This is a genomic window from Streptococcus sp. C300, from assembly GCF_000187645.1.
GTDB lineage: Bacteria > Bacillota > Bacilli > Lactobacillales > Streptococcaceae > Streptococcus > Streptococcus oralis_CQ.
On record NZ_GL732467.1, the window covers coordinates 30,171 to 42,870 of the forward strand.

Annotated in this window: 13 protein-coding genes and 1 pseudogene; all 14 read right to left on the bottom strand. The window is 38.5% G+C overall.

The annotated features are described in order from the left end of the window. Positions 1–10: 10 nt before the first annotated feature. Positions 11–1,003 (bottom strand): alpha-ketoacid dehydrogenase subunit beta, encoded by a 993-nt coding sequence (locus tag HMPREF0849_RS04960; RefSeq protein WP_000448714.1) that lies wholly within the window; start codon positions 1,001–1,003, stop codon positions 11–13. A gap of 16 nt (positions 1,004–1,019) precedes the next feature. After that, positions 1,020–1,988, bottom strand: a complete 969-nt coding sequence (locus HMPREF0849_RS04965; protein ID WP_000105349.1) for a thiamine pyrophosphate-dependent dehydrogenase E1 component subunit alpha — start codon at positions 1,986–1,988, stop codon at positions 1,020–1,022. Positions 1,989–2,166: 178 nt separating this feature from the next. Continuing rightward, complete coding sequence (locus tag HMPREF0849_RS04970; RefSeq protein ID WP_000286290.1) at positions 2,167–3,507, bottom strand: MATE family efflux transporter; 1,341 nt, start codon at positions 3,505–3,507, stop codon at positions 2,167–2,169. A 41-nt stretch (positions 3,508–3,548) separates the two neighbouring features. Then, complete coding sequence (locus HMPREF0849_RS04975; protein WP_000924470.1) at positions 3,549–4,817, bottom strand: dihydroorotase; 1,269 nt, start codon at positions 4,815–4,817, stop codon at positions 3,549–3,551. A 12-nt stretch (positions 4,818–4,829) separates the two neighbouring features. Beyond that, the gene (locus HMPREF0849_RS04980) at positions 4,830–5,294 is read right to left on the bottom strand and encodes an NUDIX hydrolase (RefSeq protein WP_001135768.1); all 465 of its coding nucleotides are present in this window, start codon (positions 5,292–5,294) and stop codon (positions 4,830–4,832) included. A gap of 9 nt (positions 5,295–5,303) precedes the next feature. Continuing rightward, positions 5,304–5,957, bottom strand: a complete 654-nt coding sequence (locus tag HMPREF0849_RS04985) for a uracil-DNA glycosylase (RefSeq protein WP_001164859.1) — start codon at positions 5,955–5,957, stop codon at positions 5,304–5,306. 119 nt (positions 5,958–6,076) lie between these two features. Beyond that, complete coding sequence (locus tag HMPREF0849_RS04990) at positions 6,077–6,370, bottom strand: hypothetical protein (protein ID WP_000448760.1); 294 nt, start codon at positions 6,368–6,370, stop codon at positions 6,077–6,079. Positions 6,371–6,393: 23 nt separating this feature from the next. After that, a complete protein-coding gene (locus HMPREF0849_RS04995) occupies positions 6,394–7,086 on the bottom strand; it encodes a YjjG family noncanonical pyrimidine nucleotidase (RefSeq protein ID WP_001146401.1) in 693 nt (230 codons plus the stop codon). Positions 7,087–7,127: 41 nt separating this feature from the next. After that, positions 7,128–7,706 (bottom strand): hypothetical protein, encoded by a 579-nt coding sequence (locus HMPREF0849_RS05000; RefSeq protein WP_000056188.1) that lies wholly within the window; start codon positions 7,704–7,706, stop codon positions 7,128–7,130. A gap of 35 nt (positions 7,707–7,741) precedes the next feature. Further along, a complete protein-coding gene (locus tag HMPREF0849_RS05005; protein ID WP_001243240.1) occupies positions 7,742–9,511 on the bottom strand; it encodes a DUF262 domain-containing protein in 1,770 nt (589 codons plus the stop codon). Positions 9,512–9,816: 305 nt separating this feature from the next. Continuing rightward, positions 9,817–10,320 carry a hypothetical protein gene (locus HMPREF0849_RS05010; protein WP_000344072.1) on the bottom strand — a complete coding sequence of 168 codons (504 nt, stop codon included), beginning with the start codon at positions 10,318–10,320 and terminating at the stop codon, positions 9,817–9,819. Between the two features lie 245 nt (positions 10,321–10,565). Next, a complete protein-coding gene (locus tag HMPREF0849_RS05015; RefSeq protein WP_009013617.1) occupies positions 10,566–11,108 on the bottom strand; it encodes a ClbS/DfsB family four-helix bundle protein in 543 nt (180 codons plus the stop codon). A gap of 126 nt (positions 11,109–11,234) precedes the next feature. After that, positions 11,235–12,149 carry a hypothetical protein gene (locus tag HMPREF0849_RS05020; protein WP_001178515.1) on the bottom strand — a complete coding sequence of 305 codons (915 nt, stop codon included), beginning with the start codon at positions 12,147–12,149 and terminating at the stop codon, positions 11,235–11,237. Positions 12,150–12,403: 254 nt separating this feature from the next. Further along, a pseudogene (gene tnpA, locus HMPREF0849_RS10275) lies at positions 12,404–12,700 on the bottom strand (IS200/IS605 family transposase); the annotation flags it as partial.

The window sequence follows — 12,700 nt, forward strand, 5'->3', positions numbered from 1 at the left end:
TTATGTAATATCATTCTTTGTTATATGTCTTACGGATTGCATCTTTGATGCTTTCAACTGTTGGAATCATTGCATTTTCTAGGTTTTGCGCGTAAGGCATTGGCACATCTTCTCCTGCACAACGACGGATTGGTGCATCTAGATAATCGAATGCTTCTGACTCTGAAATAATTGCTGAAATCTCTCCGATATAGCCACTTGTTTTGTGGGCGTCGTTGACCAGAACGACCTTACCAGTCTTCTTCACTGAGTTAATGATGATATCCTTATCAAGTGGAACGAGGGTACGTGGGTCCACAATTTCAACTGAAATTCCCTCTTCTGCTAATTCTTCAGCAGCTTGAACCACACGGCGAAGCATTTTTCCATAAGTAACGACTGTTACATCTGTACCTTCGCGTTTGATTTCCCCAACCCCAAGTGGGATTGTATAGTCTGGATCAACTGGCACTTCCCCTTTTTGGTTAAATTCTGACTTGTATTCAAGGATGATAACAGGGTTGTTATCACGGATAGAAGACTTGAGAAGTCCTTTCATGTCAGCAGGTGTACCTGGAGCTACAACCTTAAGACCTGGGATGTGTGTGAACCAAGACTCTAGAGATTGCGAGTGCTGGGCGGCAGAACCAACTCCGTTACCAGCTGCACAACGTACAGTCATTGGAACCTGACCTTTACCACCAAACATATAACGTGTTTTAGCTGCTTGGTTGACGATATTGTCCATGGCAATAACAGAGAAGTCCATGAAGGTCATATCGACAATTGGACGAAGTCCTGTCATGGCTGCTCCTGCTGCTGCACCTGAGATAGCAGCTTCAGAAATCGGACAGTCACGGACACGTTCTGGACCAAATTCTTCAAGCATTCCAACAGAAGTTCCGAAGTCTCCTCCGAAGACACCGACGTCTTCTCCCATCAAGAACACATTTTCATCGCGACGCATTTCCTCAGACATAGCAAGGATAATGGTGTCACGGAACGACATTGTTTTTGTTTCCATTTTTATCTCTTTCTCCTTAGTCTGCGTAAATATCTTCAAATGCTGATTCTAGTGGTGGGAATGGGCTTTCTTCCGCAAATTTAACAGAAGCTTCTACTGCTTCCTTGACTTGTGCTTGGATTTCTTCCAATTCTTCTGCACTTGCAATATTGTTTTCAATGAGGTATTTGCGAAGGTTTTCGATTGGGTCTTTTTGTTTCCACAATTCCACTTCTTCACGCGTACGATATTTACCAGGGTCAGATGATGAGTGGCCAAGCCAGCGATAGGTTACACTTTCGATCAAGACTGGGCCATTGCCACCACGAACATGATCTACAGCTTTCTTAAATCCTTCATAGACATCGATGACGTTGTTCCCATCTTCGATAAACATTCCAGGAATTCCATATGCCGCACTACGTTGATGGATATGCTCCACATTGGTCATTTTCTTGATATCCGCAGAGATTCCATAACCGTTGTTAATGCAGTAGAAAATAACAGGAAGTTTCCAAATAGAAGCCATGTTCACTGCTTCGTGGAAAACACCTTCGTTGGTCGCGCCATCTCCAAAGAAGCAGACGACGATTTTACCAGTATGTTGCATTTGTTGACTGAGGGCTGCACCGACAGCGATTCCCATACCACCACCTACGATACCATTTGCACCGAGGTTCCCAGCATCTAGGTCGGCGATGTGCATAGAACCACCTTTTCCTTTACAGGTTCCAGTGTATTTTCCAAGGATTTCAGCCATCATTCCGTTGAGGTCAATCCCCTTAGCAATAGCTTGCCCGTGTCCACGGTGATTTGAGGTAATCAGATCATCTGGATTAAGAGCCAGCATTGCTCCGACGTTAGCAGCTTCCTCTCCGACAGAAAAGTGAGTCATACCAGGAACTTTTCCCTTTTTCACTAACTGAGCAATTTTTAAGTCCATGCGACGGATTTCTTCCATCTTACGGAACATCTCTAGCAAAAGATTTTTATCTAAAGTTGACATAATCTTGCCTTTCTAACTTTGTACTTACCTTACTATTTTACCTTTTTTAGTATACACTGTCAAAGTATATGGCTAATAAAATTTCACAATATAAAAAAATAAATCCCTGTTAAAACAGGGATTCTCTCTAGTTAGAGCATTTTTTCACAAAGTGCTTTTTCAGGATATTTTCCAAAAATTAGCTCAGTCTTTTCATTACGGTTTTCAAACGCCATTGATACAAACAACCAGAAACAATCAAGCTGACAATTAACCCAATCCAGTAGGCAAATGCCCCTAAGTCAGTTACTTGATCTAGTAGATATCCTAGTGGTATCGCTACTCCCCAATACCCAATTAAGCCAAGATAGAAAGGAACGATAGTGTCCTTATACCCTCTTAAAATTCCTTGGAGCGGAGCCGCAAAGGTATCAGCTAACTGGAAAAAGAGACTGTAGGTTAGAAATACAGCAGTTGTTTCAATGAACTGAGGGTCATTTCCGTATAGACTTGCTACACGATTTCTAAAAATATAGAGAAAAGATAGGGTAAGACCTGCAAAAATAAGGGCGGTTACTCTCCCCAGACGAGCATAGGTTTTTGCATCCTCAAAACGTTTAGCCCCCACCTCGTAAGACACAACAATCGCCATAGCAGAGGAAATACTCATAGGAAAAGCATACATGAGACTCGAAAAGTTCATAGCTGACTGGTGACTGGCGATGATGAGCGATGAAAACTTAGCCATGATTAGTCCCACCACGGAGAAAATAGCCACTTCCGCAAATACGGTTCCCCCGATTGGTAGACCTAGCCGAACACCTTCCTTGATTTTATCTATATTGAGTGGAATCCGTTTTTCAAGATGTAACGCTTTTAATCTTTTTTGTTTGAACAAAACAAGAAGAGAAATCCCCAATAAGACCCAATAGGCTAGAGAAGTTCCTAGCCCTGCTCCTGCGCCACCAAGCTCTGGAAAACCAAGGGCTCCATATATCAAGAGATAGTTAAAACCACTATTTAGCGGAAGTAACAAAAGCATGAGGTACATAGATAGCTTGGTCAAACCAAGAGAATCTAACAATGACCGAATGACACTAAAAAGCAACAAGGGAATAATCCCGATAGAAAGGTACCAAAGATAAGAGACTGCAACTGACGCCACTTGAGCTTCTAGTCCAATATGGTTTAAGACAGGCGGTGCAAAGAATACTACCATGCCAAGCAAGACCAAAGACAATCCGAAAGCCAAGTAGATAAATTGGTAAAAGTCAGATGCCACTTCTTCCTTTTTGCCTCGTCCCAGATGATGGCCTATGATGGGAACCATGGCCGAAACAATCCCTGTTAAAAAAGTAAAGAAAGGATTCCATAGACTCGTTGCAGTTGATACACCAGCCAAGTCCATGGTATTGTACTGCCCAGTCATGGTTGTATCAACAAAAGAGGCAGAATAATTGGCAAACTGATAAATCAGGATAGGAAAAAATATCTTAAGAAATAAAATAAACTTATCTTTAAATTGATGGGTTCGATACATATACGCTCTCTATTCTTATAGTTTATAGAGCAGAATCCCATCTAGTTTTTGTAAACGATTTGTCCCTTACAGATGGTATATTTAACCTGCCCTTTTAAAGTTTCTCCAATAAATGGAGAATTAGCTGATTTTGAAGCAAAGTTTGGACCAACAGTACGATCAGCGTTGGCATCAAAGATAGTGATGTCCGCTGGACCATTCTCAGCCAAATAACCTGCTTCAAAGTTGTAAAGCTTGGCTGGATTAACAGTCATTTTTTCTAGCAATTCCATCAAGCTCAACTCACCAGCTTCCACCAAATAAGTTAAACCGAGAGATAGAGAGGTTTCCAAGCCAGTCATACCAGATGGTGCTTTGGTGATATCTTCTACATTTTTCTCATCTGCATGGTGAGGCGCGTGGTCTGTTGCGATAACTGTGATAACACCTGACTTGAGACCTTCGATAACGGCACGACGGTCTGATTCCAAACGAAGCGGCGGATTCATCTTGGCATTGCTTCCTTGAGTTAAAAGAAGAGCTTCTGTCTTAGAGAAATGTTGTGGTGCTACTTCTGCTGTGACTTGCGCTCCCAAACCTTGAGCAAATTCCACTACCTTGACACTTTCTTCCTTAGACAAATGCTGGATGTGAACATGGGCCTTGGTTGCATAGGCAATCATAACATCACGCGCAATCATAGCATACTCAGCCACCCCAGTCGCTCCACAGATATGAAAATGTTCCTTAGCGATGTTTTCGTTAAATCCAAGAATCCCGTTCAAACCTGGATCTTCCTCATGAAGACTAATAAAAGTATTAAGTTTTTTAGCTTCTTCCATGGCTTCTTTGAGAACCTTGCTACTTTCAAGTGGAATACCGTCATCTGAAAAACCAACGGCTCCAGCTTCTAAAAGCGCCTTAAAGTCTGTCAAGTCTTGGCCATTAAAGTTCTTAGTAATGGTCGCAACTGTCTTGACGTTAATCTTTTCCTTGGCAGCTGACTGGAGAACTTCTTGAAGAGTCTCTACATCCGAAATGGTTGGACTAGTATTAGCCATCATGACAACGGTTGTAAAGCCACCTGCAGCGGCTGCTAGGGCCCCAGTATGAATGTCTTCTTTATGAGTTTGACCAGGTTCACGGAAATGAACATGGATATCGACTAGTCCAGGCGCAACAACAAGGCCCGTAGCATCAATTAGCTCTGCTCCTTCTTCCTTGATTTCAGGGGCAATTTTGACAATTTTTCCATCTTGGACTAAAATATCACACACTTGATCCAAACCAGACTTGGGATCCATTACACGACCATTTTTGATAAGTAGCATCTGCTTTCTCCTTTATTCATAGAAATCCACTTGGGTATCCAATAATTTATCCCCATCATAAACAAACTTGGCTGAAAAGAAGGGTTTATCTTCTAAAAGCCACTCAACAAAAGTGTGATCACCCTCCCAAGTTGGCTTGCTCAAAACTTCATCATAGGGAACCCATTCTAAGGTTCCCTCATTGCAGTCAATCAAGTCACCCTCAAACTCCGTCACCTTAAAAACATAGGTGTACCAGTCTAAATCTGGTGTGAATTCTGGAAAAGTGATAACACCTTTTAGAACCGGCTTGGCTTTGAGCCCTGTTTCTTCGAGGATTTCACGCGCTGCGCACTCCTGAGGTGTCTCCCCTCGCTCTAGCTTACCACCCACACCAATCCATTTGCCTTCGTGGACATCATTGGGCTTCTTATTACGATGGAGCATGAGCAGTTCTTTTCCGTTATCAATGTAGCAAATCGTCGCTAACTGAGGCATATTCTCTCCTTATCTAAGCCAATCGATTGGCACTTGTTCTGTCTCTTTTAAAAATGCATTAGCCTTAGAAAAAGGCTTGGAACCCCAAAATCCTCTGTAAACCGATAAAGGACTGGGATGAGCTGATTCGATAATCAAGTGACGAGGATTGGTAACCAAGGCCTTCTTCTTGCGTGCATAAGCGCCCCAGAGTACAAAGACTACAGGTCTATCTAGATGATTGACAACCCGAATCACAGCATCTGTAAAAGGCTCCCATATCTGTCCAGCATGACCATTGGCCTGGCCAGCAGGAACGGTCAAGCAAGCATTGAGAAGCAAGACTCCTTGCTCAGCCCAAGCCGTCAAATCATGGGATTTCTTAACGCCGATGTCATCTGACAATTCTTTCAAGATATTTTGCAAGGATGGCGGAGCTGGGATAGAGTCAGGAACAGAAAAACTCAAGCCCTGCGCCTGACCTGGCCCGTGATAGGGGTCTTGCCCTAGAATCACCACCTTCACTTCTTCAAGAGGCGTAGTCAAGAGAGCCTGAAAAACTTTTTCCTTAGGTGGATAGACAGTTCCCTGAGCATAGACCTGTTCCATAAATTGATTGATTTTCCCAAAATAACCCTCAGGTAATCGCTCCTTAATCAAAGCATGCCATGATGAGTGTTGCATCGCCAACTCCTTCGTTTTTACTGCCTCTATTATAGCAAAAAGTGGCTATCTAAACCACTTTTTACAGTTCTTATATATACTGTTATTGACCCTATTATTTGACATTAGTATTCACAGTATCAATCAGCCATTAAAAACTTTTCGATTGTATCAATAGCATAGGAAAGTTGATTATTTACAGACATCATCCGTTCAAGATTAGCGTCCATATAGTAGAGTTCAGATAAACCACCCCTAGGGAGAAAGAGTGAATAGTGGATATTCATCTTCTCTCGAGTACTTAACTCTATATGATTGCTTATGATATACTTTAACTCTTTTAACGAATTTACTTGGGCAACCACACCTTTTAACTGATACTGCTCGATGAGATTTAGTAAGTTATCAATCTCTTCAATGACTTTAGTTTCCATATCAACACCTCTTAGGGAAATCACTACAAAGCATCTAAAAAATTCAGCAAGTCTTGGTAAGAATGAACTTCATAAGTTGGCTGGGCTTGTGTGTGATTTTCAAGGTGATGAGGGTTGTACCAGATAGTATCTATGCCTGCATTATTGCCTCCTTGAATATCAGCCGTTAAGGAATCTCCGATCATCAGCGTCTTTTCTTTACTAAATCCTACAATCTGCTGACCGATTTTTTCATAGAATAGTGCATCAGGTTTTTGTGTTTGCAACTGTTCAGAGATAAAGACTTGGTTGAAATAGGGAGCCAGACCTGATTGAGCCAGACGACCCGTCTGAATAGCAGTAATGCCATTTGTCGCAGCATACAAGTCATAATCACGTTCGATGAGGCTGTCCAAGAGTTCATGAGCGCCCGAAAGAGTTTGTCCCTGTTGGGCTAAGTAAAATTGATAACGCTGAGCAAGTAACCTACCGTCTTTTTCCTGTCCAAAATGGGCAAATAAACGAGAAAAGCGCGTGTTAATCAGTTCTTGTTTACTGATTTTCTTTTGCTCCAAGTCCTTCCAGAGAGCCTTGTTCATAGGAACATAATAGTCTTTATAAACTTGAATATCCGCAACTCCTTCTTCCTTTAGAAGTTGCGTCAAAGCCACATCCTCAGCAGCATCAAAATCAAGCAAGGTGTGGTCAAGGTCGAAGAGTAGAAATTTGTAGGGCATTGAGTTTCCTTTCTGAATCAGTAAATTTCTCTTTCAATATATCATACTGCATCAGAACGATATATTGTTTTTTGAAAGTTCAGATAATCTATCAAGTTAATAACTTTATTATTTTCTGCCACTTCTGAAATAGTATCAGTCTCAAATCCATTTGCTTGAGCAAATTGAATTGTATAATTATATACAAGATCAAATAACTCATCTATTTCAGAGTCTAGTTTCAAAGAAAGTAGTTCTTTTTGATTATCCTGTAAAAATTTTAAGAAATTATCAACCTCTACTTCACTTACTTCTCCTTTTTGTGCTAATTGAATGAAGTGAACTAGCTTTTCTATAAGTTTCTTTACAATCTTCTTATATCTATTTGAAATAAATGCATAATAACTAACACCACCAACAGCTAGAATAGTTGCACTAATAGCTGTTACTAGCACATATTTATTTTTTGCAAGGCCTTTAAGGACCTGTTGAGCTGGTTCTCCTGCCTTTACTTCTTTTAGATGCTTTACTATATGGCCAGACGAATTTCTGATTATTGAACCATAACGTTTATAAATTCCAGAGTCTAATCCTTTCTGAATATTCAATGGAATTTCTATAGTAACTTGATTTAATGACATAATTATAACGTACCTCTTAATTCTATCTTTCTAGTTTATTCAAAAATAAAATCAGCAATTCGTTTTGCAGCTTTTTCTGTTGCCAATTCAATGTCAGTTTTAGTCCAAGTATCATTTACATAATTAACTAAGGATTTAGCTATTGGGAACTTACTTCCTATATAGCCACAGCCACTTGTGATTGTATTTTTTCTCTTACTCCTAAACCAAGCATTTTTTATACTTCGATTAATATCAGCTTCTAGGAGTATCTTATTACCAATTTTTTCAGCATAATCTCTGAATTCTTCCTGGCTTTCTAATCCTGCATCTGACATAATATTTTCTCGATTTAAACCACTTTGTGGCATAATATGTTCAATATCAATATTCCCGTCTAAATTAAAGTCTATACCTTTTTCCAATGCAAATAAGAATTCATTTACGTAAAGAATCGAATTTGAAACACCACTTTCAGTCAAAGTTTGTTTAACATCTTCATAAATAAAATTGTCATGAATATGGTTTCTTATTTTTGAAATAAGTTCGTCGATTGAAATTGAATCGACTTGACTGTACAACAAATTTATTTCTTCTAAAAAGCCTTTAAAAAGATTATGGCTATACGAGAGTTCAGATAATTCAATCAAAACTCCAAGTCTAAGTAAATATTCCAGATATGTGTTGTCTTCTCTGAAAAATAGATAACTACTAACAAAAGGTCTTAAATTACCGTTTAATTTGTTTATCAATTGACCATTGATAGTATCAGATACTCGTTCAAAATTGTTTATGATTGTATTTAGATTAGAAGTAAACAGAACATCTTCATTCAATAGATGCTTATTTTTTGAGAAAAAGGCTCTTATACCAGGATTTCTTCGATCAGCACTGTTTTGTTCTGAAAGTTTTACAAAAATATAATGAGTAATTAACGCATTTAAGTCTAATCTCGATGAATCGGTACGTTGTACAATCTCTTGCCAATTTTTTTCAAAGTTCTTCCTATCTGATGCATTTGCAGTGGTCTTAGATACGATTACTTCAATTGGGGTCAATGGGACACCAGTCCCATTTAAAGAATTGAAAATATTTATTGCTTGATCGGTATTATAACTTGTAATGGTGATCACTTGGCAGTTATCAATGAAATGGTTAGCAAAGTTGATGAGTTTAAAAACATTCAAATCATCGCACATATTATAAAAATATCTAAAGTTTTTATAATAATTTGTATAACGATTATCTTTTTGACGACGATAAATTTGATAAACTTTCTCTTTAATCGAAGTGAAATCTCTACCTAACAAGATAGTAGTCATCTCACTAGCATATTTTTCCGAGATTGAATGATTTAGATACTTTATCCTATCCTCACTAGGATAATACAATCCATCAACGAAATCATCTTTTTCGTCATCTGAAACATTGAAAAGCATTGTAACAATCTGCTCTTTAAGACCATTAAGACGTTTCACTAATCTGCGTGCATCAGTATCTAGAGTCGGTTGAAGTTCAAGCTCCTTATCAATCTTCAATAAGATTGCCTTAAGAAGTAGCATAAATGTCGTTGTTCTTTGCTGGCCATCAATCAAGGTTACTTCATGCTCTTCTCCAGATTCTTGAGCAATGAGAACAGCTCCAAAGAAATAATTGTCTTGAGAACTATCATCGAAATTTTCCATATGAAGATTAATATCTTCAATGAGTTGTTCACATTGTGGTACTTGCCAAGCATAGGGTCTCTGATAGGTAGGAATATAAAATTCTGATTTTTCAAAATAAGATTTTATTGTTTGTAAAGCCGGTTGAATATCGTTTCTCATTCAGATTCTCCAATAATTTATTCTGATAATATTATATCACGAAAACACTGACAATAAAAATCAATACAAGTTTGAACGAAGTAAAATTTTGTATAGCGATAACATCAAACTTAATTTTTCCGCACAATTAGTAACTTCATTTTCAATACTCTATAAAATCCTTTGGAAGCAATAAGTTTCAAAGAATCAAAATTTGCAGGACATTTAGTTTTCTTCCTGAATATTCATTAAGAACATTATAGTATAAATGAAAATTTCAAGGTAACATTGTTTGAATAACTTAAACTCTCCAATAGTACACTCCCCTACCCCAACTCCTTGGCTATTCTGCTCTTTTCAAGTTTTCCCTTAGTAATTCGTTTCCATAAAACAAGTGGATTTAGACTATAGGATAAACGTAGGAGGAAATAATTAACCCATTCGATTAGGGCAAAAAGTTGTATCAGTGTGGCTATAATAGCCAGTTGGAAACTCTGTGTATTCCAGACAATAAAAGGAAAGCCTGAAATAAGTAAAACAAGGTCTAGTATTCTGAAACCACCATATAGTTTGGGGACACTAGCGCTTCCGAACTGAGGTTTCGAGAGTCTTCTAATCAAAATCGCCCAATAGATTGAACCTTGAAGCAAAATAAATGTCAGTAAAGACAGAGGATAGAGAATGGTTGCTAGACTATTCCAATCACCAAGCCGATTTTTCAAAAGGAAAAAACACAACCAAAAGGATAGGACGGCTGTAAACTCTCCCAAACAAAGGGACACCAACTCTTTTCTAACTTTCTCTTTTTGTATGTTCATCATCTCATCCATCTATCTATCATCCTATATCAGAAAAAAGCCATTCGAATCATTTTCTAGTCAACATTTCTCAGAACAAAGGCATTCTAAGCATCGAACAGCTCAATTCCTTTAATATCAGTGCAATTCTAAACTTAGAATTGCATTGATATAAATGTTTTGGTGCTATTCTAAGTTTATGACAAACCTAAATTTTAATTTTAGAAGGATTCTAAAGCTAGAAGAGCTTAAAAATCACGAGAACTAAAGCACTTCAACTAGCTAGTCTTACAATTTTTCTGATGAGCTTTGAGTTTTTTCAGAGCCCAGTCATAGTGGCTGGAGGTGCTACTAACAAAGTAGGAACCTAGACTTGTCCCTCCTGTCCACTTATAGATACCTTTTGTGAACAATTCGTCCTTACTGAAGCCTTCCATCAACTCTAAAACCTCTCTATGCGATTGATCGAGGAGTTTAATAGCTTCTTCTAAGGAAGTTCTCTGGTGCTTCTTCCAAAAAGCGACATTCATTTCTCCATAAGTTTTCCAATTATAAGGCTCAGGGAGAAAAGGTCTTTCATGTCCCTTTTGATTAGAATGTACCCAGGTCAAAAGTAACTGATGCCATTCATAGAGATGGATCAGAACATCTCTTAGATTTTTATCTCTTTTCCAGTGAGCTTCTTTTTTCTTTTCATCTTTTGAAAAATCAAAAGGAGTCTGTAGTTCCTCTTCACTTAATTTAGATATAAAGTGATTGAGCTTTTCATAGTTTTCCTTAGAGGCTAGCACCAGCTCCTCTTTCGTTTTTGGTCTAGTCACAGGATTTCTCCCTTCATTTTCTAGTAGTTTAAGGTGTTTTCTTACTTCATTATACCATAATCAAAAAGCAGTTCTTCATTTTAAGAAAAACTGCTTCTACTAACTATTTTTTTATGCTTATAGTCACTACTTTATATATAAATCTTTAAAGAGACCATCTACTTCTGCTATCTGACAGAGCAAGCGGGATAGTTCTTGGTAATCTTCTTTTAAACATGAAAGATGAGCTTGGCCAAATAGAGATGCCAATTCCTCTTTTAATCTTGCCCCTTCTGGATCATACGCCTTTAAGAATTTACTGAGATAGAGATTTCGAACAGCTGCAAGTTTAAAGCTGAAATACTGATGCAATTGTTTTTGCTCAGTATTTAAGCCGTTTTCAGCAACTGCTTTTGCATAGCATTTCAAAACACCGTTTTGGCCATTCAAATATCGATTCTTCATAATCCTTGCCGTTTCCTGATAGATTTCAGTCTGACTCGGACTCTTGACCTTCTTAAAATTTCCCCACATGGAGTAAGATCCACGCTTATAGTCAATAGTCTCTGCCTTCCAGGCTTCTAATATGTCATTAAAAGCAACCTTCATGCAGGCAAAACCAGCTGGATCATGCAAATAGAGGTGCTGATGATCAATGCCATACACGGTTACGAAGTGATCCACACCATAAAGGATTGTGTGATTAGGATTGTAGGTCAGATGGCCCATATCAAGAGGTCCCAGTACGACAGGTCCATTGGACAGAAAGGTTTCTAACTTTCCTTTAATCTCTTCCAAATCTACTTCAGTTCCATCTTTTAGATAGAAATCCTCATAGTCAAACCCAAGTATTTTTAAGGAATGGGAGATGGAAAGATCTGGCATTCCGTTATCAAAGAATACTAGAGGGTGCTGGTCATCTTCCTTTACGATACTAGCGCCATTTCCCATTACCATGATTGCCTCTAGAAAGTCTGCTTTAAAGTCATAGCCATAGCTAGCCAGTGCCATTGCCAATGAATAGCTATAGCAAAGTGACACATCTCCAAAATACATCTGCATATTCATGCCTCCTTATCTTCTATGGGACTATTATACCGAGAAAACTATTCGCATGCCCCATAAAATCCAAACAAAAAATATGGGTATTTGTGATCTATAGTCATGAACTTCAATCATAACCACCCGTCTAACGGGTGGTTTGCACCAGGGCTATAAGCCCAAATCACCAGCCAGCGCCTAAAGGCGCTGGCTTTCACGTTGTTCAAGCCTCATTGCTCTTGACTCGTCACTTGCCTCTTAAAGAGGCTTTAGTATTACTTACCACTATCCCTAAAGGGATCCTCATATTCTTTTACACTTAATTTATCTAGTGCTATATCATGCTTTTCCTGTTCTTGAATATATTTCTTAATTGTGGCTTCATTAAGCCCTACTGTACTTACATAATAACCTTCTGCCCAGAAATGCCGATTTCCAAACTTATACTTGAGGTTGGCGTGTTTATCAAACATCATGAGTGCACTTTTGCCTTTTAAATAACCCATGAAACTTGAAACACTTATCCTTGTGGAATACTGACTAACATATGTACATGATCAGGCATTAAGTGA

Excerpts from the sequence above, each read along its gene's own strand:
- HMPREF0849_RS04960 (WP_000448714.1), bottom strand. The coding sequence starts at position 1,003 with ATGGAAACAAAAACAATGTCGTTCCGTGACACCATTATCCTTGCTATG.
- HMPREF0849_RS04965 (WP_000105349.1), bottom strand. The coding sequence starts at position 1,988 with ATGTCAACTTTAGATAAAAATCTTTTGCTAGAGATGTTCCGTAAGATG.
- HMPREF0849_RS04970 (WP_000286290.1), bottom strand. The coding sequence starts at position 3,507 with ATGTATCGAACCCATCAATTTAAAGATAAGTTTATTTTATTTCTTAAG.
- HMPREF0849_RS04975 (WP_000924470.1), bottom strand. The coding sequence starts at position 4,817 with ATGCTACTTATCAAAAATGGTCGTGTAATGGATCCCAAGTCTGGTTTG.
- HMPREF0849_RS04980 (WP_001135768.1), bottom strand. The coding sequence starts at position 5,294 with ATGCCTCAGTTAGCGACGATTTGCTACATTGATAACGGAAAAGAACTG.
- HMPREF0849_RS04985 (WP_001164859.1), bottom strand. The coding sequence starts at position 5,957 with ATGCAACACTCATCATGGCATGCTTTGATTAAGGAGCGATTACCTGAG.
- HMPREF0849_RS04990 (WP_000448760.1), bottom strand. The coding sequence starts at position 6,370 with ATGGAAACTAAAGTCATTGAAGAGATTGATAACTTACTAAATCTCATC.
- HMPREF0849_RS04995 (WP_001146401.1), bottom strand. The coding sequence starts at position 7,086 with ATGCCCTACAAATTTCTACTCTTCGACCTTGACCACACCTTGCTTGAT.
- HMPREF0849_RS05000 (WP_000056188.1), bottom strand. The coding sequence starts at position 7,706 with ATGTCATTAAATCAAGTTACTATAGAAATTCCATTGAATATTCAGAAA.
- HMPREF0849_RS05005 (WP_001243240.1), bottom strand. The coding sequence starts at position 9,511 with ATGAGAAACGATATTCAACCGGCTTTACAAACAATAAAATCTTATTTT.
- HMPREF0849_RS05010 (WP_000344072.1), bottom strand. The coding sequence starts at position 10,320 with ATGGATGAGATGATGAACATACAAAAAGAGAAAGTTAGAAAAGAGTTG.
- HMPREF0849_RS05020 (WP_001178515.1), bottom strand. The coding sequence starts at position 12,149 with ATGCAGATGTATTTTGGAGATGTGTCACTTTGCTATAGCTATTCATTG.